The sequence below is a fragment of the Spirillospora sp. NPDC052269 genome (genome assembly GCF_040679435.1).
In the GTDB taxonomy this organism is placed as follows: Bacteria; Actinomycetota; Actinomycetes; order Streptosporangiales; family Streptosporangiaceae; genus Spirillospora.
In genome coordinates, this window is the sequence record NZ_JBFAUU010000010.1 from 1 (window position 1) to 25,722 (window position 25,722).

21 protein-coding genes are annotated in these 25,722 nt (G+C 71.1%); 10 read left to right on the forward strand and 11 right to left on the reverse strand.

Annotated features, from left to right (window positions below; translation table 11 throughout):
* On the forward strand, positions 1–225 hold a 225-nt coding region (locus AB0L06_RS21920; RefSeq protein ID WP_500232908.1), incomplete at its 5' end, for a hypothetical protein.
* 98 nt (positions 226–323) lie between these two features.
* On the opposite strand, the gene AB0L06_RS21925 is transcribed toward AB0L06_RS21920, so the two are convergent.
* The 3 genes from AB0L06_RS21925 to AB0L06_RS21935 all read right to left on the reverse strand — a co-directional run bounded on the left by AB0L06_RS21925 (position 324) and on the right by AB0L06_RS21935 (position 3,695).
* Positions 324–1,523, reverse strand: coding sequence for an FAD-dependent oxidoreductase (locus tag AB0L06_RS21925; protein ID WP_500232909.1), 1,200 nt, complete (start codon positions 1,521–1,523; stop codon positions 324–326).
* A gap of 162 nt (positions 1,524–1,685) precedes the next feature.
* Positions 1,686–2,084: a spore-associated protein A gene (locus AB0L06_RS21930; protein WP_500232910.1), complete on the reverse strand. Its 399-nt coding sequence runs from the start codon at positions 2,082–2,084 to the stop codon at positions 1,686–1,688.
* 123 nt (positions 2,085–2,207) lie between these two features.
* Positions 2,208–3,695 (reverse strand): carotenoid oxygenase family protein, encoded by a 1,488-nt coding sequence (locus AB0L06_RS21935; RefSeq protein ID WP_500232911.1) that lies wholly within the window; start codon positions 3,693–3,695, stop codon positions 2,208–2,210.
* 52 nt (positions 3,696–3,747) lie between these two features.
* On the opposite strand from AB0L06_RS21935, the gene AB0L06_RS21940 reads away from it, so the two are divergent.
* The 4 genes from AB0L06_RS21940 to AB0L06_RS21955 all read left to right on the forward strand — a co-directional run bounded on the left by AB0L06_RS21940 (position 3,748) and on the right by AB0L06_RS21955 (position 8,443).
* Entirely contained in the window at positions 3,748–4,464 is a 717-nt protein-coding gene (locus AB0L06_RS21940) for a TetR-like C-terminal domain-containing protein (RefSeq protein ID WP_500232912.1), read from the forward strand.
* 157 nt (positions 4,465–4,621) lie between these two features.
* The gene (locus AB0L06_RS21945) at positions 4,622–7,315 is read left to right on the forward strand and encodes a PQQ-dependent sugar dehydrogenase (protein WP_500232913.1); all 2,694 of its coding nucleotides are present in this window, start codon (positions 4,622–4,624) and stop codon (positions 7,313–7,315) included.
* 10 nt (positions 7,316–7,325) lie between these two features.
* Positions 7,326–8,153: a phosphotransferase family protein gene (locus tag AB0L06_RS21950; RefSeq protein ID WP_500232914.1), complete on the forward strand. Its 828-nt coding sequence runs from the start codon at positions 7,326–7,328 to the stop codon at positions 8,151–8,153.
* Between the two features lie 50 nt (positions 8,154–8,203).
* A complete protein-coding gene (locus AB0L06_RS21955) occupies positions 8,204–8,443 on the forward strand; it encodes a TFIIB-type zinc ribbon-containing protein (protein ID WP_500232915.1) in 240 nt (79 codons plus the stop codon).
* A 129-nt stretch (positions 8,444–8,572) separates the two neighbouring features.
* Here the strand turns inward: AB0L06_RS21955 and AB0L06_RS21960 are convergent, their stop codons facing one another.
* The 3 genes from AB0L06_RS21960 to AB0L06_RS21970 form a co-directional block, all read right to left on the reverse strand.
* Positions 8,573–11,104, reverse strand: coding sequence for a polynucleotide kinase-phosphatase (locus AB0L06_RS21960; protein ID WP_500232916.1), 2,532 nt, complete (start codon positions 11,102–11,104; stop codon positions 8,573–8,575).
* Positions 11,101–12,624 (reverse strand): 3' terminal RNA ribose 2'-O-methyltransferase Hen1, encoded by a 1,524-nt coding sequence (locus AB0L06_RS21965; RefSeq protein ID WP_500232917.1) that lies wholly within the window; start codon positions 12,622–12,624, stop codon positions 11,101–11,103. Before AB0L06_RS21965 ends, AB0L06_RS21960 begins: the two co-directional genes overlap by 4 nt.
* Positions 12,625–12,727: 103 nt before the next feature.
* Positions 12,728–13,987: a DUF3152 domain-containing protein gene (locus AB0L06_RS21970; protein WP_500232918.1), complete on the reverse strand. Its 1,260-nt coding sequence runs from the start codon at positions 13,985–13,987 to the stop codon at positions 12,728–12,730.
* A gap of 117 nt (positions 13,988–14,104) precedes the next feature.
* Here AB0L06_RS21970 and AB0L06_RS21975 point away from each other — a divergent pair, with 117 nt between their 5' ends.
* Positions 14,105–14,983, forward strand: coding sequence for a TIGR02452 family protein (locus AB0L06_RS21975; RefSeq protein ID WP_500232919.1), 879 nt, complete (start codon positions 14,105–14,107; stop codon positions 14,981–14,983).
* A 256-nt stretch (positions 14,984–15,239) separates the two neighbouring features.
* Entirely contained in the window at positions 15,240–16,979 is a 1,740-nt protein-coding gene (locus tag AB0L06_RS21980; protein ID WP_500232920.1) for an MFS transporter, read from the forward strand.
* 159 nt (positions 16,980–17,138) lie between these two features.
* Here the strand turns inward: AB0L06_RS21980 and AB0L06_RS21985 are convergent, their stop codons facing one another.
* The 4 genes from AB0L06_RS21985 to AB0L06_RS22000 form a co-directional block, all read right to left on the reverse strand.
* Positions 17,139–18,065: an LLM class F420-dependent oxidoreductase gene (locus tag AB0L06_RS21985; RefSeq protein ID WP_500232921.1), complete on the reverse strand. Its 927-nt coding sequence runs from the start codon at positions 18,063–18,065 to the stop codon at positions 17,139–17,141.
* Positions 18,066–18,272: 207 nt separating this feature from the next.
* Complete coding sequence (locus AB0L06_RS21990; RefSeq protein ID WP_500232922.1) at positions 18,273–19,745, reverse strand: hypothetical protein; 1,473 nt, start codon at positions 19,743–19,745, stop codon at positions 18,273–18,275.
* Positions 19,746–19,864: 119 nt separating this feature from the next.
* Entirely contained in the window at positions 19,865–20,131 is a 267-nt protein-coding gene (locus AB0L06_RS21995) for a hypothetical protein (RefSeq protein WP_500232923.1), read from the reverse strand.
* A gap of 179 nt (positions 20,132–20,310) precedes the next feature.
* Positions 20,311–20,700: a helix-turn-helix domain-containing protein gene (locus AB0L06_RS22000; RefSeq protein WP_500232924.1), complete on the reverse strand. Its 390-nt coding sequence runs from the start codon at positions 20,698–20,700 to the stop codon at positions 20,311–20,313.
* Between the two features lie 196 nt (positions 20,701–20,896).
* Here AB0L06_RS22000 and AB0L06_RS22005 point away from each other — a divergent pair, with 196 nt between their 5' ends.
* From AB0L06_RS22005 to AB0L06_RS22015, 3 genes are all read left to right on the forward strand, one after another.
* Positions 20,897–21,208 carry a hypothetical protein gene (locus tag AB0L06_RS22005; RefSeq protein WP_500232925.1) on the forward strand — a complete coding sequence of 104 codons (312 nt, stop codon included), beginning with the start codon at positions 20,897–20,899 and terminating at the stop codon, positions 21,206–21,208.
* 167 nt (positions 21,209–21,375) lie between these two features.
* Entirely contained in the window at positions 21,376–24,396 is a 3,021-nt protein-coding gene (locus AB0L06_RS22010) for an NACHT domain-containing protein (protein ID WP_500232926.1), read from the forward strand.
* Between the two features lie 86 nt (positions 24,397–24,482).
* Positions 24,483–25,025 (forward strand): hypothetical protein, encoded by a 543-nt coding sequence (locus AB0L06_RS22015; protein WP_500232927.1) that lies wholly within the window; start codon positions 24,483–24,485, stop codon positions 25,023–25,025.
* 57 nt (positions 25,026–25,082) lie between these two features.
* On the opposite strand, the gene AB0L06_RS22020 is transcribed toward AB0L06_RS22015, so the two are convergent.
* A complete protein-coding gene (locus AB0L06_RS22020) occupies positions 25,083–25,700 on the reverse strand; it encodes an LUD domain-containing protein (protein WP_500232928.1) in 618 nt (205 codons plus the stop codon).
* Positions 25,701–25,722: the final 22 nt, after the last annotated feature.

Sequence of the window (25,722 nt, forward strand, 5' to 3'; positions counted from 1 at the left end):
CGCTCCGTCCGCATTCTCTGCGGCTTTCGCTCCGTGGCGACTCATTTACTTTATCAGTTCCGCCCGGCTTGTCAATTTCCGGCCGATCCCGATTCCGCAGTTCCCGTCCACTTTCGCGGCCGTTCCCTGCAGCACTTCCATTTCACCAGATCCGCACCGATTCGCAAAATCGAGCATTTCCGACGCCATCAAGACATGCGGGCACGACGGATCGAATCCGCATGATCGTTTGATGGTCGCGCACACCGGGCCGGCCACCGCTCAGCGACGTCCTGCATCCCTCAAGGCGCGAAGAGGTACGTTACCTACTCGTTCCGCGGACGTCAAGTCGCGGACGCGCGGACGACATGTAGGGCAGCCGGGGGCCGGGAGACGGACAGCGCGCTCAGCTCGTCGTGGCGGCGGTGGCTGAGGCTGCGGAGCAGGGTTCCCAGCAGGGCGCCCCCGGCTTTGACTGGGGCCAGGGACGTCAGGTTGAGCATGGGGAGGCTGTGTCCGATGGAGGCCGGTCCGGTGAGCCGGATGGCGTCTCGGGCCAGGGCGCCGGCCAGGGCCACTCGGCGGCGACGGGTTCGTTCGTAGGCGCGCAGGGCCTTGGTGGGGTCGGATCGTCCGGCGAGTTCGGTCATCAGGACGGCTACGTCCTCCAGGGCCTGGTTGAGGCCGTGCGCCAGGACTGGAGGGATGCCGTGTGCGGCGTCGCCGACGAGGGTGCAGGGGCCTCGGCCCCATACGCGCGCGACGTGGTGCCTGGTGTGGGGGAAGAGTTCCAGGTCGTCGTCGGTCAGGGCGTCAAAAAGGTCGGGGATGGGAGCGGCGAAGTCGCGGAAGTGCTCGCGGAGTTCGGCGAGCGGGTGGGCCGGGACGGTGTCGCTGGGCGTCCAGGGGACGTCGAAGAAGAAGGCGAGCATGCCGTCACCCGCGCTCATGAAGCCGCACTCACGGGTGCGGTCGAGCATCATCGTCGAGCGCGTTCCGGGATGGAAGGGGGCTGGGATCAGGCCCTGCCAGGTCGCCATGCCGGTTGGGCGCGCGTGGGTGGCATCGACCAGACGCGCGCGCACGCGTGAGTGGACGCCGTCGGCGCCTATGAGGAGATCGGCGCTGTACTGGGCGCCGTTCGTCGTGGTGACCGTGACGCCGCGCGGTGTGTGGGCCAGGCCGGCGAAGCTCGCGTCGTAGTCGATCGGGATGCCGGATGCCAGCTGGCGCAGGAGTGCCTCGCGCGAGATGACGACGGCGGGGGCTCCGGCCTCGTGGGCGATCCCCGTGAGGTCGCAGTGGAGGACCGTCCTGCCGGTGGGTGTGCGGAGGTCGACCTCGGCGATGGGTTGTCCCGCGGTTTCGGGGTGGACGCCCAGGACCGACAGGACCGCGTTGCCGAACGGCCACACGGTGAGGGCGCCTCCCTGCGCGCGGAGGGCGGGGGCCTGTTCCAGGACGGTGACCTCGTGGCCCGCGGCGAGGAGTCCGCGCGCGGTCGCGAGACCGGCGAGGCCGGCGCCGATGACAAGAGCGTGCACCGTTGCACCTCCGACGTTGGGTAGTACTACTTGTTGTAGTACAAGTTCGGGCGGAGGAACAGACCCAACCTCGGGCGGTGGCCGCACGCCGAGGGCCCCGAGGCGGGTGGTTCCGCCTCGGGGCCCTCGTGTTTCCCCTGGTCGGTCCTGGGGTCAGCGGGCTCAGCCGCAGTGCGACCAGTCGTTGTACCAGTACTGGTAGTTCGTGCCGCCACCCCACTGGACGCACTTACCGGCGGCGTTGGCGTAGACCAAGCCCGCGTAGGTCGTGAAGTTGTCGATCTCGCTGATCGGGCTGCTGCCCTGCACGTACAGGTAGGCGCCGGTACGCGTGGCGCTGCCGACGTCCTTGGTCTTGATGGTGACGACGCAGTTCTTGCCCGAGCCCGAGTCGTACGACAGGTGGATGGTCGAGCCGTTCACGGCTTTGGAGTCGATGACGGAGTATCCCGAGCCGCAGATGGCGGACGCGGAGGCGGCCGAGGCCGGAGTGGCGGCGAGGGCGCCGGGGCCGGTGGTGGCGGCCGCGGCGGCGAGCGAGAGGACGGCGATGCGCTTCACGATCACTCCTTCCGGACACCGGCCCGCTCCAGGATCCGGAATGATCTTCACCCGGGCCCGCCCACCTGCGGGTGAACCGAAAATGATCTTGCTGTGGCAGGTGGTCCGGCGCGGTGGGCCGGGTCAGGAGGGCGTGGGCATCCAGTTGCCGTGGAAGCCGCTGGGGATTCGGGCGGGGAGGTGGATCGCGCCGGTCTGTTCCAGGGTCGCGGCGTCCAGGAAGACCAGGTCGCTGCGGTCGGTGGTGGTGTCGAGGACGTAGCCCATGAGGACGCCGTCGTCCTCGGCGGACGTGTCGGAGGACGGGACGAAGGAGAACTCGCTCGCGATCCGGTTCAGGCCGAGGCGGTGCACCTCGGTCTTGCGGTTCAGGAGGTCGTGCTTGAGGACGGCGTCCGGTTCGAAAACGGCGAGGTCGACGCGGTCGTCTTCGCCGAAGTCGGAACCGGCGATGTCGATGCCCACGCCATAGCCATAGCGGTAGGGACGTCCTACGAGGCGTTCGTCGTGGCGGGGGAATTCCTGGGGACGGTCGTCCAGGCGCTCGGTGCTGACGCGGCCGGTCGTGCGGTCGAGGGTCCAGCGGTCCAGGCTGGGGGCTCCTTCGCCGGGGACGGTGGAGGTGGCGAACATACGCGGGTGGCGGATGACGTCCAGGACGATCGTGTCGCCGTCCTCGTAGGCGTTGAGCGGGTGGAAGACGTAGCACGGGTCGATGTCGAACCAGCGGACGTCGGTGGCGCGGCCCTCGCGTGGGAGCAGGCCGATGCGCGCGGGGTAGGCGGGGTTCCAGGAGTAGGGGAGGCCGGGGGCGCCGCCTCGGCGGGAGCGGATGGCGGCGGCGACGACCGGTTCGGGCAGGGTGCGGCGGCCGATGACACGGGACAGCAGGGACGTCATGGGGCCGGCCAGGGCGGACGGCATCCCGGCGGCGACCATGCGGGGGTCGAACGTGACCGGCAGGTCGTACAGGACGACATAGTGCTCGGTCAGGGAGAAGTCGTGCATCATCGGGCTGCCGTTGACCTGGACGTCCACGACCTTGCGGATGCGTCCGGACTTGGTGAGGACGGTGTACCGGACCTTGTCGCCCCAGCCGAAGAAGTACGAGACGGCGTGCAGTTCACCGGTGGCGGGGTCGCGGTGCGGGTGGGCGGTGTAGCCGCCGGGGAGGGTGCCGTCGAAGTCGCAGGGGCCGACGGTCTCCAGTTCGTCGGTGAGCTCGTAGGGGCGGCAGCCCGCCTCGACGAGCGCGAAGGTGCGTCCGGCCTGGGCGACGACGTTGGTGTTGACGGCGTAGTCCATGCCCGCGTGCGCGCGTCCGGCGCGGGGGCGCTCCCCCATCTGGCGGGCCAGGTCGGCGTGCCGGACCCAGCGGTTGCGGTACCACTCGGCGCGGCCGTCGCGTAGGCGGACGCCGTGGACCATGCCGTCGCCGGTGAACAGGTGGTACGTCGCCGGGTCGGGGGCGGTGAACGGGTTGGGGCCGATGCGCGCGTACCGGCCGTCGAGGTGGGCGGGGATCTCGCCGGTGGTCTCCAGTTCGGTGACCGTCAGCTCCTCGCGCACGGGCGCGTACTGGCCGTCGAGGATTCCGTTTCCGTTCGTCATCGGGCTTGCCCTCCGCTGCGAATAACGCTGTTATGTGGGATATAACGCTGTTATGAGCGAGGCGTCAACGGCTGCGGCGAAACCGGCATCGACGAAGACCGCGGGATCGGACGCGGGCGGGGCGTCGGCCGACGTGCGGACGCGGTTGCTGGAGGCGGCGGCGCGGCTGCTGGCCGAGGAGGGGCCGAAGGCGCTGACGGCGCGCCGCCTGGCGGCCGGGGTCGGGGCGTCCACGATGGTCGTGTACACGCACTTCGGCGGGATGCCGGAGCTGGTGCGGGCGGTCGTGGACGAGGGGTTCGAGCGGCTGGCGGCGATGCTCGCGGAGGTCCCGCCGAGCGACGACCCGCTCGCCGACCTCGCGCGGCTGGCCGTCGCGTACCGGGCGAACGCGCTGGCGAACCCGCATCTCTACTCGGTCATGTTCGGCGGCGTCGTGCTCGGCACGCTCTGCGAGGACGGCGAGGAGATCCGGAGCGGACGGTTCACCGAGGGGGCCGGCACGTTCGGCGTCCTGGTGGAGGCGACGGGGCGGGCGATGCTGGCCGGGGTGCTGCCTGGAGCGGGCAGCGCCGATCCGGCGGACGTGTCGGCGCAGCTCTGGAGCGCCCTGCACGGATACGTGATGCTCGAGCTGGGCGGGCACTTCACGCCCGCGGACGAGGAGACGGTCTTCGTTCCGCTGCTTCGGACGTTGGCCGTCGGGCTTGGCGCCGTCATCCCGGACGGTGGCGCAGTGGCGGATGGTGGCGCAGTGGCGGACGGTTAGGCGTCAGGCGTCGTGTGAGGCGGCATGGCGGTTGACGGTTTGTCCACTCTGGCCACGTTCGGTCCAGCTCTCCACATGAATGCGGTTTTCGTTCATCGTTCCCTGCTACAGCGGCGGATCACGCGGTTCCGCACCTGGGGTCGGGAGGGGTGCGGTCGTGGGCGAACGGGCCGGGACGGGGTGGACGCGGCGTCCGGTGGCGTTGCTGGTGGCGGTGGTGCTGGGAGCGGCGCTGCTGACCGGGGCGTCGTTGCCAAGGGCAGGCGCGGCGCGGGCGGCGCTGCCTGGCGGGTTCCGGCAGCAGACGGTCCTGTCGGGGCTGACGAACCCGACGGCGGTGCGGTTCTCGCCGGACGGACGGGTGTTCGTGGCGGAGAAGAGCGGCATCGTGAAGATGTTCCAGTCGCTCACCGACACGAACCCGGTCGTGTACGCGGACCTGCGGCAGCAGGTGTTCAACGGGTGGGACCGGGGACTACTCGGGCTTGCACTGGCCCCGAAATTCCCCACGGATCCGCGCGTGTACGTGCTCTACACGTACAACGGCGAGTTGGGCGGGACGTATCCGAGGTGGCCATCCGCGAACGGCACGGACGACCAGTGTCCGGACCCGCCGGGCGCGAACAAGGACGGATGCGTGGTTTCGGGCCGCATCTCGGTGCTGACGCCGCCTGTGCAGGCGGCGGGGGCGCTCGCACCGCGCGCGGCCGCCGGGCCGGTGACCGAGACGGTGCTGCTGGAGGACTGGTGCCAGCAGTTCCCGAGCCACACGGTCGGGACGCTCCAGTTCGGTTCGGACGGCATGCTCTACGCGGGCGCGGGGGACGGCGCCGCCTACACGTACGCCGACTATGGGCAGACCAAGAACCCCTGCGGTGACCCGCCCGGGAAGCCGGGCGAGAACCTGAAGGCGCCGACGGCCGAGGGCGGATCCCTGCGCGCGCAGGATGTGAACACGCCGAACGACCCGACGAGCCTGGACGGTTCGATCATCCGCATCGATCCGGACACGGGGAAGCCCGCGCCCGGGAACCCGGCGACGGCCGGGGACGAGAACGCCAAGCGGATCATCGGGCACGGGTTCAGGAACCCGTACCGGTTCACGATCCGTCCGGGGACGAACGAGGTGTGGGTGGGGGACGTCGGGCTCAGCACGTGGGAGGAGATCGACCGGATCCCGGCTTCGCCTACGAAAGCCGCGAACTTCGGGTGGCCTTGCTACGAGGGGACGGGCCACAACGTCGGTTACGAGGCCGTCGGCCTCACCGCGTGCCAGAAGCTCTATGCGGCCGGTGCGTCCGCTGTGACCGCGCCGTATTTCGCGTACAAGCACTCCGACAAGGTCGTGCCCAACGAGGCGTGTGGGACGGGCGGTTCGGCCATCAGCGGGACGGCGTTCTACACGGGGAGCGTGTACCCGCAGCGGTACAAGGGAGCGCTGTTCTTCGCCGACTACGCGCGCAAGTGCGTGTGGGCCATGCGCGCGGGTGCGAACGGCCTGCCGGACCCGAAGAGTGTTGAGTCGTTCGATGCGTCCTCTGGCGCCATCGTCGATCTGGAGGCCGGGCCGGACGGTGACATGTTCGGCGTGGACGTGATCGCCGGACGGGTCGTCCGGTGGGTCTACGAGGGCGGGAACAACCCGCCGGTCGCCGCGATCAAGTCCGATGTGGTGAGCGGGAGACTGCCGCTGACCGTGCACTTCGACGCGTCGACGTCGTCCGACGTGGACGGCGACCTGCCGCTCGCGTACGACTGGGACCTCAACGGCGACGGGACGTACGGGGACTCGCACGACGCCAAGCCGTCCTTCGTCTACGACAAGGCGGGCACGTACAACGTCGGGTTGCGGGTGACCGACGCGCGCGGCGCGTCCGACACCGCGACCCTGCGGGTCACGGCCGGGTCCACGCCGCCGGTCGCGAAGATCACCACGCCCGCGTCCGGGCTGACGTGGCAGGTCGGCGACCGGATCCCGTTCACCGGGACGGCGACCGACGCGGAGGACGGGGCGCTCAGCGGCAAGGCGCTGAACTGGCAGATCATCATGCATCACTGCCCGAGCAACTGCCATACGCACGAGATCACGGGACAGGACGGGACGTCCGGGTCGTTCGTCGCGCCCGACCACGAGTACCCGTCCTGGATCGAGTTGCGGCTGACCGCGACCGACTCGTCCGGGCTGACCGACACCCGGAGTGTGGAGCTGCATCCGAAGACGGCGAAGCTGACGCTGGCGAGCAGCCCGGCGGGCATCCCGTTGACGCAGGGGCAGCGCACCGGGAAGGCACCGCTCACCGGGACGGTCATCAAGGGATCGGTGGTGTCGGTCGCGGCGCCGACGGCCACGCAGATCGTCGGCGGGCGCGCGTACGAGTTCGTGGGGTGGTCCGACAAGGGCGCGTCCGCGCACAACGTCACCGTCGCGACGGACAGGACGCTGACGGCCACGTACCGGCTGAAGGCGAACCTGGCGTTGAAGCGCCCGGCGGCGGCGTCCAGCGTCGAGCAGTCGTGGTACCCGGCGCGGAACGCGGTGGACGGCAACGGCAAGTCGCGCTGGTCGAGCAAGCGGACCGATCCGCAGTGGTTCCGGGTGGACCTGGGCTCGGTGCGGCAGGTCGGGTACGTGATCCTGCGCTGGGAGTCGGCGTACGCGACGGCGTTCCAGATCCAGGTGTCCAAGGACGGGCGGACGTGGACGACCGTCCACGCGCGCACGAACGGGAACGGCGGCGTGGACTACGTCGCGTTCGCCCCCGTGCAGGCGCGGTACGTCCGGATGGTCGGGACGAAGCGCGCGACCAAGTACGGGTACTCGCTGTGGGAGATGGAGGTCTTCAACAGGTGATACTTGCGTGGTGTCCCCGCAAGTCATCTATGACCGGAATGATGTGCTGGTGGTCCGGGCCCGGGACGTGGTCGCGAAGGCGCACCGTCCCGGACGGGCCGTCGGCCCCGAGTTCGTCCGCCGCGTCGAGATCGCCGCGTCCCTGCCCGAGCTGTTCAACGCGCCGTTGGGGCCGCCGCTCGAGGTCGAGGGGCGGACGGTCACGCTGGAGCGCTACGGAACGCCCGTCGATCCGTTCGATCCGCCGTGGGAGGACGCCGGACGCCTGTTGGCCAGGCTGCACGCCGTCCCCGTGCCTGCGGACACGCCGTCGTTCGGACGTCCCACGCGGGTGGCCCGCGCCGTCTCGCGGATGGGAGACGGTGAGGCGGCCGACGTTGTGCGACGCGCGTTCGCCGGCCTGCCCGCATGGGTGCGCGGGGACTCGCTCGTCCCTGAGGTGAGGGACGAGCGGCTGCTGCACGGCGACTTTCACCTGGGCCAGCTCGTGCGCGCGGGCGAGGGCGGCACGTGGCGGTTCATCGATGTGGAGGACATCGGATGCGGCGATCCGGTGTGGGATCTCGCACGCCTAGCCGCGTTGTTCGCGGTGGGAATCGTGGCGCCGGACGCCTGGGGGCGCTTCCTGCGGGCGTACCGGGAGGCGGGTGGGGTGGCCGTTCCCCCTGACGAGGGGTCGGAGTGGACGGTCCTGGACATGCCGTCGCGCGCGCTCGTGGTGCAGATCGCGGCGACGTCGCTCCGGCTGGCGGCCGAGCAGGATCGCGATCTGGCTCCCGAGGAAACCGGGCTGGTGGGTGCGTGCGTCAGAATCGCAGAGCTGCCCGCTCTGTCATAGATTTACCATTGATTGCGTTGAATGGCTGGACTGGAAGGACGACCTAGGCGATGCACTGCCCCAAGTGCCACGGCTTCATGCGCACGTACAACCGCAATGGCGTCCAGATCGAGCAGTGCGACAACTGCCGTGGCGTCTTCCTCGACTATGGCGAGCTGGAGGCTCTCACCCGCATGGAGGGCGGCTACCACGTCGCGCCGCCCGCCCCGCACTGGGGCGGTCACCACGACTACCACCACGGGCACCACGGACACCATGGCGGACTGTTCCACGCGCTCTTCACGACCTGATCGGCGTCTCACCAGCGCTGACACGAAACGGCCCGCACCGGAGAGGCGCGGGCCGTTCGCGTTCTCGTTCCCGTTCGCCAGGCCGGGCCGGACGGGCCGGACGGGGTCAGGCGCGGCTGAGAGCGTTTCTCAGAGCCTCGGGTCCACCGGCTCGGACTCGAGGGCCAGGACGGCGAACACGGCCTGGTGGACGCGCCACAGCGGCTCCCCGGCGGCGAGCCGGTCGAGGGCCGCGAGGCCGAGCGCGTGCTCGCGCATCGCGAGCGACCGCTTGCGGCCCGTCGAGCGGGAGCGGAGCCGGTCCAGGTGGTCGGTGTAGTCGGGACCGTAGATGATCCGCAGGTACTCGCGCCCGCGCACCTTCAGGCCCGGCTGCACCTTGCGCTCCAGCGGAAGCGGGCCGAGGGGCTTCACGACCATCCCCTCGCCGCCGTCCGCCGTGAGCCGCTCCCACCACGACGTCGCGTCCGCCTCGGACGCGGGGTCGGCGAGGTCCACGATCCGCGTCGCGGTGCTCCGGACGAGGCCCGACTCGTCGGCCTCGGCCAGGCGGCCCGCCATGGACATGTGCCAGTCGTGGCCGCGGGTCGTCGCGAGCGTCTCCCCCTCGGCGGCGAGGAGCTGGAACGGCGCGATCCGCAGGTCGCCGACACCGTCGACTTCCCAGCAGTAGCGCGCGAACGCGTCGCGGAAGCGAGCCGCGTTGGCGGCACGGTGCTCGGTGCGTTCACGCAGGTCCGCGATGTCCAGTCCTCGTGCGTGCGCTTGGGCGAGGGCCGTGGACGCGGCCGGGAGCGCGGCCCGCGCGGCGGCGGCGGTCGCCGCGTACTGCGTGCGGATCAGCTCCATCGCCTTCGCCGACCAGGGCAGCAGCTCGCAGTCCAGGACGAGCCAGCCGGTGTTCAGCTCATCCCAGAGGCCCGCCTTGCCGATCGCGTCGCGCAGGCGCGTGAGGACGGCGTCGGTGCGGGCCGCGTCCTTGAAGAACGACCGTCCGGTGCGGGTGTAGAGCGCGCCGGTCGTGCCGTCGTCCATGCGGAACCGCGTCTCGGCCGTCTCCCTGTCGCGCGCGACCACGGCGATCGCGCGGGAGCCCATGTGCTTCTCCTCGCAGATCGCCTGGGTCAGCCCCAGGTCCCGGTACGCCGCGAACGCCTGCGCGGGGTGCTCCAGGTAGCCGGGCAGGGACGACGCGTCCGCGGGGGCCATCGTCGGCGGCAGGTACACCAGCCAGCGCGGGTCCACCGCGAACCGGCTCATCACCTCCAGCGCGGCGAGGGCGTTCTCCTCCCGGACGGACACGCGCCCCATCAGCGTGGTCTCCACGCCGTGCGCGCCCATCACGTCCTCGATCTTCAGCAGGTCGTGGTCGCGGGAGTCGTCCTTCAGCGGACGCGCGGGCTCGTACCAGACCTCGTGCGCGGGCGTCTGGACGAGCTGCTTCTCCGGGTAGCGCAGGGCGGTCAGCTTGCCGCCGAACACCACACCGGTGTCCAGGCAGATGGTGTTGTTGAGCCACTCGGCGTTCGGGACGGGCGTGTGGCCGTAGACGACCATCGCCTTGCCCCGGTAGTCGCGCGCCCACGGGTAGCGGACGGGCAGCCCGTACTCGTCGGTCTCTCCGGTGGTGTCGCCGTAGAGCGCGAACGAGCGGACGCGTCCGGACGCGCGCCCGTGGTACTCCTCCTTGAGACCGGCGTGCGCGACGACGAGCTTCCCGCCGTCCAGGACGTAATGGCTGATCAGGCCGTCCATGAACGTGCGCGCGCGGTCGCGGAACTCGTCCGGCTCGCGCGCGAGCTGCTCCAGGGACTCGGCCAGGCCGTGCGCGACCTTCACCTTGCGGCCGTTGAGCGCGCGCACGAGCTTCTGCTCGTGGTTCCCGGACACGCACAGGGCGGTCCCGGCCTCGGCCATGCCCATGACCAGGCGCAGGACGCCCGGCGAGTCCGGCCCCCGGTCGACGAGGTCGCCGACGAAGACGGCGGTGCGGCCCTCGGGGTGACGCGCGCCCACGGGACGTCCCTGGTCGTCGCGGTCGACGGCGTAGCCGAGCTCGGCGAGCAGGTCCTCCAGCTCGGCACGGCAGCCGTGGATGTCGCCGACGATGTCGAACGGGCCGGTCAGCTCGCGCTTGTCGTTCCACGCCTTCTCGTAGACGACCGTGGCCGCGTCGATCTCCTCGACACCGCGCAGGACGTAGGAGCGCTTGAACTCGCGCCCCTGCAGCATGCGCAGGCCGCGCCGCAGCTCGCGCCCCTGGCGCGGGATCACGTGGTCCGGCAGGTCGCGGTCGGGGCGGTCCGCGTTGCGCGCGGCGGCGACGCCCTCCGGGACGTCCAGCACGATCGCCGCCGACATCACGTCGCAGTCCCTGGCGATCTGGAGGAGCTGCTGGCGCGACCCGGCCTGGACGTTCGTGGCGTCCACGACGGTCAGCAGGCCGCGCCGCAGGCGCGTCCTGACGATGTGGTGCAGCAGCGCGAACGCGTCGCCGGTAGCCGACTGGTCGTTCTCGTCGTCCGAGACCATCCCGCGGCAGCGGTCGGACGAGACGACCTGCGTGGGCTTGAAGTGGCGGCGCGCGAAGTACGACTTGCCCGATCCGGACACGCCGACGAGCACGACCAGCCCCATTTCGGGCAGTCGGATCTCGGTCATCGGGTGCTCTCCTCTCGGGCGTCCTTCTTGCCTGGGTTGTCTGGGTTGCCTGGGTCGTCTGAGGTGTCGCGGGTGAAGACGGCCATCTGGGTCGGCGCGCCCACCTCGGGGTCGCGGTCACCGACCGGGACGTACCGGACGCGGTAGCCGTTCCCGGCGGCCACCCGGTCGGCCCACGCGGCGAACTCGGCGCGCGTCCACTCGAAGCGGTGGTCGGGGTGCCGCATCGCGCCGTCCGCGAGGCCGTCGTAGCGGACGTTGTACTCGGCGTTCGGGGTCGTGACCACGACCGACGCCGGACGCGCCGCGCCGAACACCACGCCCTCGACGGCCGCCAGCCGCGGCGGGTCGATGTGCTCGACGACCTCCATCAGGACGGCCGCGTCGTAGCCCTCGAACCGGCGGTCGGCGTAGGTCAGCGCGGACTGGAACACCCGCACGCGGGCCGGACGGCGCGGGTCGGACGGGTCGTCCGGCAGGCCGCGGCGGCGCATCATCTCGATCGCGCGGTACGACACGTCCACGCCGGTGACCTGCTCGAACGCCCGGTCCTGCTTGAGGCGCGCGAGCAGCTTGCCGGTGCCGCAGCCGAGGTCGAGCACGGTACGCGCGTCCTGCTCGCGCAGCGCGGCGAGGACGGCCTCGGCGCGCTGCTCCGCCAGCGAGACCTTCGGCCCCTCCTCCGGGGTCGCCGCGGCCCCGGCCTTCTCCGGAGCCTCCGGGGTCGCCGTGGCTTCGGGCTCCTCTTCGAGAGGCGCCTGGTCGAGGGCGTCCTCAGGGGCGTCGTCGGAGTCGGCGAGGCGGCCCAGAGCCGCGCGCACGAGGGGACGGCGGTTGGCGAGATAGCGGCGGGTGATGCCGGAGCGGTCCGGATGCGCCGCGAGCCATCCCTCCCCCGCGCGGATGAGCTTGTCCACCTCGTCCGGGGCGATCCAGTAGTGCTTCGCCTCGTCCAGCACAGGCAGCAGGACGTACAGCTGGTTGAGCGCGTCGGCCAGCCGGACCTCGCCGGTCAGGGTCAGGCTCACGTAGCGCGAGTCGCCCCAGTCGGGGAAGCCGGGGTCGAGGGGCACCGGGACGGCCTCGACGTGCCAGCCGAGCGGCGCGAAATAGCGTTCGGCGCGTTCGGGGCCGCCGCGGCACGGCAGCGCGGGCAGGGAGATCTCCAGCGGGAGCGGAACGTCCGGGAGTTCGGGCCGGGCGTCGCAGCGCCCGCGCATCGCGGTGCGGAACACGCCGGCCATCGCGGACGCCAGCAGAGAGGACGCCGCGTACGGACGGTCGTTCACGTACTGGCCGAGGGAGAAGTCCGGGCTGGACTTGCCTCGCGTGCGCACGAGCTTGACCGGGTCGACCTCCAACAGCAGCGCGACCGTGCAGCGCGTCTCGTCCGCCTCGGGGTAGAAGACGTGCGCGACGCCGGACGCCTGCTCGAACCGCTGCACCTTGTCCGGATGCTTGTGCAGCAGGAAGCCCAGGTCTGTCGCGGGCGCGCGGGTGGTCGTGATCGTCAGCAGCACCCGGCCAGGATGCCCGACTCGTCCGGGCCCGACCACCGGTTTAGCGGGTGTTCGGGCCGGTCGGACGGGTCGGTGCGGGCGTCCGCTCTGGGACGGGCCCGCGTCAGGGGCTCTCCGGGCCCGTCACGAAGTGGCCCCTGCGGTCGAAGGGCCAGGCGTTCGGACGGCATCCGCCGAGCCCGGCGAGCTGCTGCATCATCACCGGCGCGGGCTTGTTCCCACCCGGGCAGGACGCCCGTTTGTAGTGCATCATCCGCCCGACCTCGAAGTTCAGCATCTGCGCCCGGTACGAGCCGGTCTGCCCCTGGTAGTAGGTGGTCGTCATCAGCCAGCGGCGGAGGTTCATCACGACCTCCTTGTCGGAGGAGCAGTTGCCGCGTCCGGCCGTCATGATCCCGGTGGAGGCGCACAGCTTGTCGGTGGTCTCCGGGGACGCGAGCTTGATCACGAAGTCGGCCTGCTGCCCGGCGCCGACGCGCCTGAACCCGAGCTTGCCGCCGGCCGTCCAGCCGCGCGGGTCGGTGAGGATCCGGTCGACCAGGTGCGTGAACGAGGTGGTGGACTGCTTCATCCCGCCCTCGACCTCGACCGCGTAGCGGCGCACCTTGCCGTGGCCGGTCGTCAGGGTCTCGCCCGAGGCGCGGACGAACTTACCGGTGCCGTGGTCGGGGATGAACGGCTCGTGCGCCATGGGGACGGTCGGCGGGTCGGGCGGGACGTCGCCTGGGTGCGCGCCCATCGTCGGGACGACCTGCGGTTCGAGCTGGGGCTTGGGCGGCTTGCCGCCGGACACCATCGTCGCGCCGACCATCGCGGTGATGCCCGTCCCGGCGATCAGCACGAGCGCGCCGATGCCGAGCACATAGGTGAACGTCCGGCCGCGGTCGGCGCCGGCGAAGTCACGGTCCAGGTCGACGGAGAGCCGCTCGTCCAGGACGGGGCGGCCGACGCGTCCGGTCGGGTCGAACACGCCGTCCGCGATGTGCCCGCCCTGAGGCGGCTCGTCCTCGAAGAAGCCACCGCCGGGGAGGTCGTCGGGCGCGGGGGTGGGAGCGGGAGCGTGCTGCGGCGGCGGCGGGGCCGGGTGGTACTGGGGCTGCGGCTGTTGCGGGTGCTGCGGCGGTTGTGGCGGCTGATGCGGAGGCTGCTGCGGATGCGGGGCCTGCTGCTGCGCCGGCCGCTGGGGCTGCGGCTGGGGTCGGCGCGGCTGCTGAGGCTGCTGCGGGGCCTGCGGTTGCTGCGGCTGGTACTGCTGCTCGTCGTGCCGCGGACCATACGGCGACTGCTCGTAGGGCTGCTGGCCGTACGGGTTCTGCTGCGGGTACGGATCGCGCCGTCCCCGGCGGGGGCGAGGGGGCTCCATGACGGAGCAAGCATGCCAGATACCCGACCGGATTCGATCCTTTTGGCCTGATCGGCAGGTCGCCAGAACGTGAAAATGACTGGCAGGGCGGGGTGTATGTCCGAGATCATCCGCCTGATGAGCAGAGAACAGAGGCGGGCCCAGGCCCGCCAAACCCTCGAGATCCTCGATCGCGAGGGCTACCGCGCACCGTCCGGGGACGAGATCGACCTGAGCGCGGCGCTGCGGGCGTCCGTGGACGGGACGGTCCTGCACCGCCCCAAGGAGCTGGCGGCGCTCCTGAACCTCCTGCCGCCGGTCGCGGACGACGCCCCGCGCACGCGCGTCGAGGTGACGTCCGAGACCACGCTGCAGGCGGCCCGCCGCCTGGGCGAGGGCATGGCCGGGCCGGACGGCACTGCGGGGCCGGGGCGCGGGGCGGAGCCGTTGGCGTTGAACTTCGCGTCCGCGAAGAACCCCGGCGGCGGGTTCCTCAGCGGCGCGCAGGCGCAGGAGGAGGGGCTCGCGCGCGCGTCCGGTCTGTACGCGACGCTGCAGGCCGCGCCCGAGTACTACGACGTCCACCGCGAGCTGCGGGACCCTCTGTACACGGACCACGTGATCTACTCCCCTGGCGTGCCGGTCTTCCGGACCGACTCCGGAGCGCTGCTGGACGAGCCGTACCGTGTCGCGTTCCTCACCTCGCCCGCGCCCAACCGCGGCGCGGTGCGGGACGCCGACAAGCTCGCCCGCCTTCCCGAGGTGCTGCGGCGGCGCGCCCTGAAGGTGCTGGCGGCCGCGGCCTCGCACGGTCACCGGCGGATCGTCCTCGGCGCGTGGGGGTGCGGCGTGTTCCGCAACGACCCGTCCGAGGTGGCCGAGGCGTTCGCGGACGCGCTCCGTCCCGACGAAGGACCGTTCGCGCGCCGATTCGAGACGGTCGTCCTCGCCATCTACGACACCGCGCCCGGCGCGCCGCGCCTCGCTCCCTTCAAGCGGGCCTTCGAGGGCTTCTAGCAGCCCGAACGCCGCCACGAAGCGCCGCCTGTCCCGCGAGTTCGCGGGCGGCGGCGCTTCGGCGTTCCGGCGGCTCCAGGAATTTCGCGATACATCTTGACATGCCCTGAACGAGATATATCGTCTCTATACGAGAGAGGTTATCCCCGGCCGGACATCGCCGCTCCACGGTACGAACATCGTACTTGACACGAACACTGTTCTCCATGAGAACGTCGTTTGTGGCTACGAACATTGTTCTCTTCCTTCGGGAGCCATGATGATCGACACCACCGGCGAGGCGCCCCCGGCGACCGAGCCACAGCCGTTCCGCTGGCGCTGGGCGGCGCTCGCGGTGATCCTTCTCGGCGAGGTCATGGACATGCTGGACGCCCTGGTCACCACGATCGCCGCCCCCACCATCCGCTCCGACCTGGGCGGATCGGCCGCCACCATCCAGTGGCTCGCGGCCGGGTACACCCTGGCGATGGCGATCGGCCTGCTCACCGGCGGACGCCTCGGCGACCTCTTCGGACGCAGGCGGATGTTCATCATCGGCGCGGCCGGCTTCACGATCGGTTCGCTGCTGTGCGGAACCGCCGTCTCCCCCGGCATGCTCATCGGCGCGCGGCTGCTGCAGGGCCTCGCGGGCGCGATGATGATCCCGCAGGGCCTCGGCATGATGCGCCGGATGTTCCCGCCGCAGGAGCTGACCAAGGCGTTCAGCGCGTTCGGGCCGGTCATGGGCCTGTCCTCGGTCGCGGGGCCGGTGCTCGCGGGCTGGCTGATCGACGCCGACCTCTTCGGCACCGGCTGGCGGATGATCTTTCTGATCAACCTGCCGCTCGGCGTCGCCGCCGTCGTCCTCGGCGCGATCTTCCTGCCGCCCGGACGGGACGGCCACGGATCCCGGCTCGACCTGCTCGGCGCCCTGCTCGCCGCGCTCGGCGCCGGGCTGATCGTCTACCCGCTCGTCCAGGGCCGCGAGCTGGGCTGGCCCGCCTGGACGTTCGCGCTGATGGCCGCGTCCGGCGCGGTGTTCCTCGTGTTCGCCTGGTACGAGCTGCGGCGGCAGCGCCGCGGCGCCGACCCGCTGATCACCCCGTCGGTGTTCACCAAGCGCGGCTTCTCCACCGGGCTCGTCGTCGGGATCGTGTTCTTCGCCGGGATGGTCGGACTCTCGCTGACCTACTCGCTCTACCTGCAGCTCGGGCTCGGGTACTCGCCGCTCAAGGCGGGCCTGTCACAGATCCCGCTGTCGGTCGGAACGGTGTTCGGCTTCCCGGTCGCGATGGCCATGCAGAAGCACGGCCGGACGGCGCTCCAGATCGGCGCGCTGGTCATGGCGGCCGGCGTGGCCGGGCTGGTGCTCTCGCTCCAGCTCGCCGGGATCGGCGTCTCCCCGTGGCAGCTGGCGCCCTCGCTGGCCGTCGCCGGATTCGGCATGGGCCTGCTGATGGCCCCGTTCTTCGACATCGTGCTCGCCTCGGTCGAACCGCACGAGACCGGGTCGGCGGGCGGCACGCTGTCGGCGGTGCAGCAGCTCGGCGCGGCGCTCGGCGCGGCCGTCCTCGGCACGGTGTTCTTCGGACTGCTCGGCGGGCACGTCGCGACGGCCTCCGACCGGGACGCGCCGGCCCTGCGCGCCAGCCTCACGACCGCGGGGGTCGCGCCGTCCGCCCAGGACCGGATCACCGCCGGGCTGCGCGCCTGCGGGCACGACCGCGCCACCGCCAAGGACCAGGCGAGGAACCCGGAGACGTGCGTCCGGCTGGAGTCCGACGTCCGGGCGGCGGCCGCCGCGAACCCGCGGTCGGCGGGACGCGTCGCCGCGATCGTCCAGTCGTCCGCGCAGCACTCGGCGAAGACCGGCTTCGGCGCGGCCATGAAGATCACGCTGTGGATCGTGGCCGGGCTGCTCGGGGCGACCTTCCTGATCGCGTTCCTGCTCCCGCCGCGCGCCCGCGACGAGGACGAGACCGCGGCCGTCGGGGAGGCCGCGCCCGCGACCGCCTGACCTCGCTCCCCGGGTCTCCTCCCGTGTTCCGCGCGGCGTGCGCGTGCGGAACACGGGAGTCGCGCGTTCGTCGGCCGATGCCTCGCGGGCGGTCGCGGCGGCGCGGCGAAAGCGGTGGCTGCGGAGGCGGTGGCGGCGGTGGCGGCGGCGTGGAGGCGGTCAGAGCTTGTTCAGGACCTCAAAGGCGATCAGCTCAAGGTGGTTGATGTCGGACAGGTCGAGAATCTGCAGGTAGAGGCACTCCGCACCGGCCTCGCCGAACTTCCCGATCTTCTCGAGGATCTCGGCGGGCGTCCCGCACAGGCCGTTCTCGCGCAGCTCGTCCGGCTCGCGTCCGATCGCGGCCGCGCGGCGCCCGATCTCCGCCTCGTCCCGGCCGCAGCAGACGACCTGGGCGGCCGAGTAGACCATCGGACGCGTCCGCTTCCGCGCCTGGACGGCGTCCCGGACCCGTCCGAACGCGGCGGCGGTGTCGCCGAGCTGGGCGAACGGGGCGTTGTACTCGTCGGCGTACTGCGCGGCGATGCGCGGCGTCCGCTTGGCCCCGAAGCCGCCGATCAGGATCGGCGGGCCGTCCGGACGGGCCGGCTTGGGCAGCGCGGGCGAGTCCTTGAGGGTGTAGTGCGTGCCCTCGAAGTCGAAGGTCTCGCCGACGGGCGTCCGCCAGAGGCCGGTGAGGATCTGGAGCTGCTCCTCGAGCCGCTGGAACCGCTCACCGAGGCTCGGGAACGGGATGCCGTAGGCGGTGTGCTCCTCCTCGAACCAGCCGGTGCCGATGCCGAAGTCGACGCGTCCGCCGCTCATCTGGTCCACCTGCGCGACCGCGATCGCCAGCGGGCCCGGGTACCGGAACGTCGCGGCGGTCATCAGCGTGCCGAGCCGGATCCGGCTGGTCTCGCGGGCCAGGGCCGCGAGGGTGATCCACGCGTCGGACGGCCCGGGCAGGCCCGACACGTCCCCCATTTTCACGTAGTGGTCGGAGCGGAAGAAGGCGTCGAACCCGAGGTCCTCGGTGGCCTTGGCCACGGCCAGGAGTGTTTCGTGACTCGCCCCCTGCTGGGGCTCAGTGAAGATTCGAAGGCGCATACCCACCATCCTCATACGTCTTGACCTCGTACGCACGCCCGGGGGTGACCCTGCGCACACGCGGCGGCACGGGACGGGGGCGGACGGGTCCGGGCCCGGACGGGGGTGGACGCCGCGAGGCCCGGACGGTGGCACTCACCGTCCGGGCCTCGGACCGCGCGGTCGCGGGGTCGTCGCAGGGTGGTCGCGGGGTCGCTTTCGCGCCGCCTACTCGCTGCTGCGGATCACGCGACGGCGGCGTCCGACGAACATCAGGATCAGGCCGCCGCCGAGGAGGCCGATCGCCCCGTCCACGATGAGAGCGCTCTCGTCCCCGGTGCGCGGCAGGAAGTGCAGGCCATGCGGGATTCCCAGGTGGCCATGCCGGATGACGGCGTGGCGAAGGCGCGGGATCTGCCCGGCGGGCCCCGGGAGCTGCTTGGGAGCGCCTGCGGGCCGTCCGGGCACCGACTGGTTGCGGCCGTGCTGCTCCGACGTGGGCAGCTGGTGCCCGTGTCCGCCCGGCGCCGCGGCCACATGGGCCTGGTGCTCTGTCGCGGGGAGCGCGTGGCCCGGCCGTCCCAGCGTCGGGAACATCTGGCGAGGACGCCCCGACGTGGGGGAATGCTCGTGGACGGGCCGGTGCGCCGTGATCACCGGAGCCCGCAGCACCCGGGTCTTGAAGGTCGTGTTGTTGTTGACGAGGTTCAGTTCCGTCGTGGACGTGCTCACGTGGACCGGGGCCTCCAGGACCTGCCCGCGCTTCGCGCCGCGCAGTGTGACCGAGGTGCGGATCTCCTTCTTCGCGCCGACCTCGAGCGTTCCGAGGTTGCACACATAGCCGTTCGGGGCGCCGTTTCCGGAGACGGCACCGGCTCCGCCCGTGGCAGCGGCAGAACAGGACGAGCCGTTCAGGACGGCCCCCTGCGGGAGCGTCCCGCTGACCACCACGTTCTGCGCGGCCGCGGGGCCGGCATTGGTGACCGTCGTGACGTACGGGATCGCCTGGCCCGGACGCGTCGCCTCAGGCCCCCTTCTGACGACCGACACGTCCGCGGTCTCGACGACGGTCGTCGCCGGGAACTGCTTGGACACCGACGACGACCCCCACCACACGGTGGCGGTGCTCGCCACCCGCTCACGCGGCCTGGCCTTCGTGGACACCTTCGCGTTGAGAGCGCCCTTGACCGTCTGGCCCGGCTTCAGCGCGCCGATCGCACAGACCGCGCCGCCGGACGCGCCGCCAATGGCCGACGCGCCGCCGGTGTTCACCGCGAAGGAGCATGCCTCGGGGCCCGACACGTACTCCAGCGAGGCCGGCAGCGGCGCCTTCAGGGTCGCGGGCGCGGCCTTGCTCTTGCCGTTGTTGGTCACCGTGAACGGCCAGCTGTAGGTGTGGCCGGGTACGAGCTGTGCGGTCGGACCGGACGTCTGGAGCACCAGTTTGGCGGCCGTGGCCGCCTTGCCGGGGCCCACGGACACACCGAACTTGCCGGTTTTACCGCCCTTGTGCGGGCGTGCCCTCGGGCCCGCGTTCCGCGCCTTGTGGCCTCGGTGGTGCTTGCGCGCGCCCGCACTGACCGGCCCGTCGGCTTGCGCCGCGACCTGATAGACGAGCACGGGGACGACCCCCAGCAGAGGGACCGCCGTCAGCACGGCGAGACCCCGGGCGCCGATCCGCCCAGTTCCCTTCTGGATCACTCTTACTCCCCCCTGACCTGGCCGAACAGCGACGTGATCGAGTCCGTTGTAGCCCGGCCGGGGGCATTGTCCTAGCGTTGCGTCCGCGTGTCGTTACATCGGGTGACGCCAAGGATCGGTCAAAGGGCCGGAGATTCGTCCGGACGCCCGTCACCCTCGGACGGCGGGGACCCGGGGGCGCCGTCCGGCCGCTCACCTGGGGTTTCGCCGGACGTCGCGGCGAGGCGGGCCGCGGCGGCCAGGACGCGGGTCTGGAGTTCGACCTCCCGGGTGATGCGGCGCTGCCCGGCGCGGATCTCACGGCCCTGCCGGACGGCCGCCAGCGCGAGCACCAGTGCCAGGACGCCGAGCAACCCGGCGCCGGTCGCGATAGCGAGGGCGAGCATCGCTTCGACCACTCCTCATCCGATGGGAGCGGGACCCCGGGGCGCACCGGGATCGGCGACGCCCGCCGGGCCGTGCTGACCCGGTCCGGCTCCCCTAGTGTGCCCCCGGGTCAAGTCCGCAACAACCGGTCAGTACGAGAAATTCTCAAATGCCGGATGCGGCCACGCGTCGGGGCAGGTCAGCGCCCGTCGGGCTCGTTGTACAGGGCGCGGAGGAAGGCCAGCGCCATCCGGCGCTTGTCGCCGGCGCCGGCGCGGAGGTCGGCGAAGTAGGCGTCCAGCTCCGCGAGCTCGCGGACCGCCTCGTCGCCGCGCGCCGCGCGCCGGTCGGCCTCGTCGGGCTCGCCACCGTCGCCGACCAGCACGAGGTCGCCGGACCGCCACTGCAGCGCCGCCTCGATCGCTCCGCGCGTCCGCGCCTGCGGCCAGCGTCCGCCCGCCTCGAGGTTGTAGACGGTCTTGACCGTGACGCCCGCGCGTTCGGCGAGTTGCTCCTGCGTGAGGCCGAGCGCACCGCGCCGCGCCACCACGTACTTGGCGACCCGCTCCCTGTCGGGGCCGTTTCCCATGCCCCCCAGCATGGCGGAAACAGTAAGGAACATCCAGCAATCGGAAGCGGAAAATTTCCCACATCAGAGTTTCCGGTTATTACCAGACATGCCCTTGTCACCTTGCCGGAACATTCCTATGGTGGAAACACGGGTCCGTGGGACGGACCTCCCCGGTCACCGGCGCGGCCCGCGAACGACGAGAGGCTGAAGACCGTTGACCGAGGAAGGATCCCTCACCGTCGAGCTGGCCCTGGCGGAGCTGCGCCGCGGCACCGACGTCCGGATCGCCGGGCTGGAGGGCAGGCTCGCCCTGCTGCTCCAACGCGACGACCTGCACGACCGTCGCGCCGACGACCTGATCCGCCGGCTCCAGGACCTGGACGACCGGCTCACCGCCGCCGAGCGTGAACAGGTCACCCGCGGCTCGCTCGACACCCGCTTCCGCCACACCGTCGCCCTGCTGTCACTGATCACCGCGGCGGCGGCCGTCCTGGCCACCGTCGTCACGGCCTTCTTGGGCCGCTGACCGACGTCCTCCCACGACCCCTCCGGTCGGCGCGGGTCCCCCGGGCCCCGTAGCCCGGCGCACCCCACCCCCGCGCCGACCGGAGGCACCACCCCCTCCGCCCTCCGCTCCTGCTCGTCCGGTCGTCCGAGCCGCAACGCATCGCTCGCTACGCGCGTCTCACCGGTATGGCCCGCGGACTCAGTTACAAGGACGCCGTCAAGATCCTGGGCGGGAAGAGCCCCGTCGTCGAAGCCCTCGACCGTCTCATGGGCGGCGTGCTCCTCACCCCGACCGCCGGCGGCAGCGAACTGGCCCTGAGTCTGTTCGACGCGAAGGGCGAGCTGGGCAGCCTGAGCCGCGAACTGGTCTCGGGCCTGAGCGACCGCATGCGCGGCCTGTCCCGTTTCTCCCGTACCGAGCGTCTCGAAGCGGCCCGCAAGGTCATCATGCTGGCCGCCTTCTTCGACGCCCTCGCCGCAGCCGATCTCCCCCTGGAGCTGCGCACCTTCACGCGCGCCGACCAGCTGAGTCTCGTGGGGGCCGAGCCGTCCCGGCAGCTGAAGGAAGTGGTCTCCTATCTGACGCAGCCCGACAACGCCCTTGAGCGCAGGTTCGTCCACCACGGCGGCCCACCTCACCAGGACGGCCTGCCATTCTTCACAGCGCTCGGCATGGCCGTCGCCGAGCTGGTGTCGGCCAACGGGGCACTGAATCTGCAGACGCAGCTCATGCTCCACCAGGACGTGCCCGTCGCCGCGGCGCGGCGATACCAGGAGCTGTATCTGCGGCTGGCCACGGACTTCCCCGAACTCGCGTTCTGGACGGACCGGATGGACCACCAGGCCACACACGCGGAGTTGGCGTCGTTGCGGACGGGCTTGGAGGGGCTGCGCGCCGTCCTCGAACGGTTCTCGAGCGGGGCTGCCCCTGACGACCGGCGGGCCGCCCTGGCACGGGCGCATCGTGCGCGGCTGGACCGTCCGGTGGCGTTGAGCGCCGAGTCACCCGAAGCCCTGACCTTCCCGAGCCTCGCCGAGATCTACGTCAACCCGCGGTACCGGGTCGCGCAGGCGGACCAGACGGCCGTGCGGCTCAACCAGGAGGAGACCTGGGGCCTCCTGCGCGTCCACGATGATCTGCAGGCGTTCCTGGTCGGGTACCTGACGTCGTTCACCACGGTCTGCGAGCCTCTTCTGCTGCTCGGTCAGCCGGGGTCGGGCAAGTCGAAGTTCACGGAGACGCTGGCGGCGTCGCTGCCGCCCGAGGACTTCCTCGCGGTGCGCGTGGCGCTGCGCGAGGTCCCGGCGGACGGCGATCTCCAGACCCAGATCGAGGCCGGCATCCGGGCCGCCACGGGCGAGACCATCAGCTGGCCGGACCTCGCGCGCAGTGCCGGGGACGCGCTGCCGGTCGTCCTGTTGGACGGCTTCGACGAGCTTCTCCAGGCGACGGGTGTCAGCCAGTCGGACTACCTGGAGCAGGTCGTCCGCTTCCAGGAACGCGAGGCGGCGCAGGGCCGTCCGGTCGCGGTGCTCGTCACCAGCAGGACGTCGGTGGCCGACCGCATGCGCATCCCGTCCGGCGGCATCGTGGCCGTCCGTTTGGAGCCGTTCTCCGAGTCCCAGACCACCCGCTGGCTGAACGTCTGGAACAGCGCGAACGCGTCGGCCCTCGCCGCCCGCGGCCTGTCACCGCTCCCTCCCGAGACGGCGCTGCGCCACCCTGACCTGGCGTCCCAGCCGCTGCTCCTGCTGATGCTGGCGCTGTACGACTCCGATGACAACGCCCTCCAGAAGGACGACCACACCCTCGACTCGGCCGACCTGTACGAGCGCCTGCTGACCCGCTTCGCCGAACGCGAGGTCCGCAAGCTCCATCCCGAACTGGACGGCGCCCCCTTCACGAATGCCGTCGAGGACGAGCTGCAACGCCTCTCGATCACCGCGTTCGCCATGTTCAACCGAGGCCGCCAGTGGGTCAGCGAGGACGAACTCACCAGGGACCTGGCCGCGCTGCTCCCCGAGCCCGCCACCGCGCACCATGGGTCCGTCCGCGCGGCGCTGACGCCGGGGCAGGTGGTCGTCGGCCGCTTCTTCTTCGTCCATCGCTCGCAGGCCGTGCAGGACGGCGAGATACGCGGCACCTACGAGTTCCTGCACGCGACGTTCGGCGAGTACCTGGTCGCCCGCCTGACCGTCCGCGAACTGTCGGACCTGACGTCCACCGCCAGGGCCGCCCGCAGTCGGCGCCTGCTCCCGGATGACGCCTTCCTGCACGCGCTTCTGTCGTTCGCCCCACTCACCGACCGCCTCCCCATCGTGGACTTCCTGAGAAGGCTGATCGCTCATGTGCCGGACCGCGAAGCCCTGGGCGAGCTCCTCCGTGATTTCTTCCGCAGGGCGTTCTCACAGCGCACAGGGCGAACGATGAACGAGTACGAGCCTGTCCGGCACTCCGTCCCCACACGTGTTGCGCTGCATTCGGCCAACGTGCTCGTCCTCCTCGTGGCCGCGAAGGAGCAGATCACCGGCGGCGAACTCTTCCCTGACGCCCCTGAGCCGCTCGACTCGTGGAGGCGCTGCACAGGACTCTGGCAGTCGCATCTGGGGCCCGAAGGCTGGGAGGGACTGAGCGCCAGCTTGCGCCTCAAACGTGTCTGGGCGGACGGTCGGCCAGAGATCCGTCTGGTCAGCGACCTCGCGCAGGTCAGACGGACTTCGGACGCGAATTGGCTGCGCAATTCATTGACACGCGACCAGACCATCACCACCGACCAGCTCATTCGTTCAGCGAACTTCGCATGCCACCTGGAGAGCGATGTCCTGGTCCACGCGCTCGACGCCCTGCTCTGGGATGAGGACCATCCGGAGCCCGTCGTCACCACCTTCGTCTGGAATTCGGAGGTGTCGACGTCCGCTGCCAGCGCCTACCTCAGGCTGAGCTGGGCCGCCCTCGATCGGCATATAGACCAGGAGCGTCTGGTCGCACGCTACGAAGAGTGTCTCTACTTCCTGAACGGCGGTGCTCCGACGGAATGGGCGATCCTCATCCTGCGTCACCTGATCGTGGACGCCGAACGCCTGCCTCTCGGATGGCGGCTCAGAACACACCAGCGCCTCAGCCGCCACTGCCCGCCCGACAGCGAAGCCGGCCGCTTGCTCGACCGCGCCTACGCGGATCTGCCTCCCGCCACCGACGGCCTCTGACCACCCCACGACCGCCAGAAGGAGTGCAATAGTCCGCCCATGGACGCGCCTGCTCCGATCCCGGCCGTCCTCTACGCTGCGTCTTCATGTTCGAGTGGTGGAAGGTGTCGCCGGAGGGCGAGCGGCTGCGATGGACGCTGGATCCGTTCGTCACAGTGGGGCCACTGGCATTCGGAATGCGGCCCGACGGAGTATCGGACGTGCTGAGTGACGTCACTGACGAGCCGCAGCGACACCTGCGCCGGCGTGGTCCGGAGGCAACGGTCGACACGGTGTTGGAAGGCGAGTACCCGAAGTTCGGCTTGAAGCTCTACTACCGGGGTGAACGGCTGGCGGGCGTCGTGGTCAACGCGTTGCGCGGGCCTCAGGTCCTCGTGGAGGGCGTGCCCTTGGTCGGCCGCGTTCCCTCGGTGGTGGAACAGTGGATACTCGATCGCGCTGAGGCGTTCGAGCCTCACGAGGAGCTTTCCTACATGGATGCGGGTGTCCCCGGATCGGTGTCCTTGGGCGTCGTGATCGATGTGCAGCGAGCAGGCGATCGCCTACTCACGCGGCCGGTGTTCGTCCCGCGTGAAGCACTGGACGACCTGTCCCACTTCCTACCGAGGACTGCGTGGTCGTCGTGCTGATCACCCACCTGGTGGGTCTGGGAGCCGTCCGGTGGGGGGGGACGGCTCCCGTTCGGGTTAGAAGCCGATGGGGGTTCGGAGGAGGAGGACGGTGCCTCGGTCGGGGGTGGGTTCGGCGTTGAGGATGAGGAGGCGGTTGAGGGCGCTGGGCTTGCCGTAGGTGGTCATGGCGCGGTCGTTCTCCAGGGGGAGGCAGTGCTCCTCCAGGCGGCGCAGGGCGGTGGGGAGGTCGGGGACGATCTTCTGCGCGCCGACGATCCAGATGGCGCGGGCGGCGGCGCCGGCCATGGCGGGGAGCTGGCTTCCGCTGGCGGAGGCGATCACGAGGGAGCCGGTCTCGGTGACCGCGTGGGCGCCGGCCAGGATGACGTCGGGGGTGGCCATCAGGCGCCAGATCTCGGCGAGCTGGGTGGCGCGGTCCATGGCGTGGCCGCGCGGGCGGACGGCGTCGTAGCGTCCGCTGGCGTTGATGTCCTCGTCGATGCCGGACAGGCGGAGGGTCTCGCTGGCCCCGGTGAACACGCTGGAGCCGTCCGGGATCAGCTCGTCGACGCGGGCGCGGGCGGCGGCGACGTCGTCGAGGATCTCGACGGTGAAGCCGTTCTCGGTGAGCGCCTTGGCCGCCCGCTCGAGGCTCTGCCCGGTCGCCGGTTCGGTGAACGTCTGGGTGGTCATGGTGTTCCCGCGCCTTCTGTTT

Coding starts and splice junctions, on each gene's coding strand:
- AB0L06_RS21980 (WP_500232920.1), top strand. CDS start 15,240: ATGATGATCGACACCACCGGCGAGGCGCCCCCGGCGACCGAGCCACAG.
- AB0L06_RS21960 (WP_500232916.1), bottom strand. CDS start 11,104: ATGACCGAGATCCGACTGCCCGAAATGGGGCTGGTCGTGCTCGTCGGC.
- AB0L06_RS22020 (WP_500232928.1), bottom strand. CDS start 25,700: ATGACCACCCAGACGTTCACCGAACCGGCGACCGGGCAGAGCCTCGAG.
- AB0L06_RS21985 (WP_500232921.1), bottom strand. CDS start 18,065: ATGCGCCTTCGAATCTTCACTGAGCCCCAGCAGGGGGCGAGTCACGAA.
- AB0L06_RS22010 (WP_500232926.1), top strand. CDS start 21,376: ATGGCCCGCGGACTCAGTTACAAGGACGCCGTCAAGATCCTGGGCGGG.
- AB0L06_RS21955 (WP_500232915.1), top strand. CDS start 8,204: ATGCACTGCCCCAAGTGCCACGGCTTCATGCGCACGTACAACCGCAAT.
- AB0L06_RS21975 (WP_500232919.1), top strand. CDS start 14,105: ATGAGCAGAGAACAGAGGCGGGCCCAGGCCCGCCAAACCCTCGAGATC.
- AB0L06_RS22000 (WP_500232924.1), bottom strand. CDS start 20,700: ATGGGAAACGGCCCCGACAGGGAGCGGGTCGCCAAGTACGTGGTGGCG.
- AB0L06_RS21970 (WP_500232918.1), bottom strand. CDS start 13,987: ATGGAGCCCCCTCGCCCCCGCCGGGGACGGCGCGATCCGTACCCGCAG.
- AB0L06_RS21940 (WP_500232912.1), top strand. CDS start 3,748: ATGAGCGAGGCGTCAACGGCTGCGGCGAAACCGGCATCGACGAAGACC.
- AB0L06_RS21995 (WP_500232923.1), bottom strand. CDS start 20,131: ATGCTCGCCCTCGCTATCGCGACCGGCGCCGGGTTGCTCGGCGTCCTG.
- AB0L06_RS22015 (WP_500232927.1), top strand. CDS start 24,483: ATGTTCGAGTGGTGGAAGGTGTCGCCGGAGGGCGAGCGGCTGCGATGG.
- AB0L06_RS21935 (WP_500232911.1), bottom strand. CDS start 3,695: ATGACGAACGGAAACGGAATCCTCGACGGCCAGTACGCGCCCGTGCGC.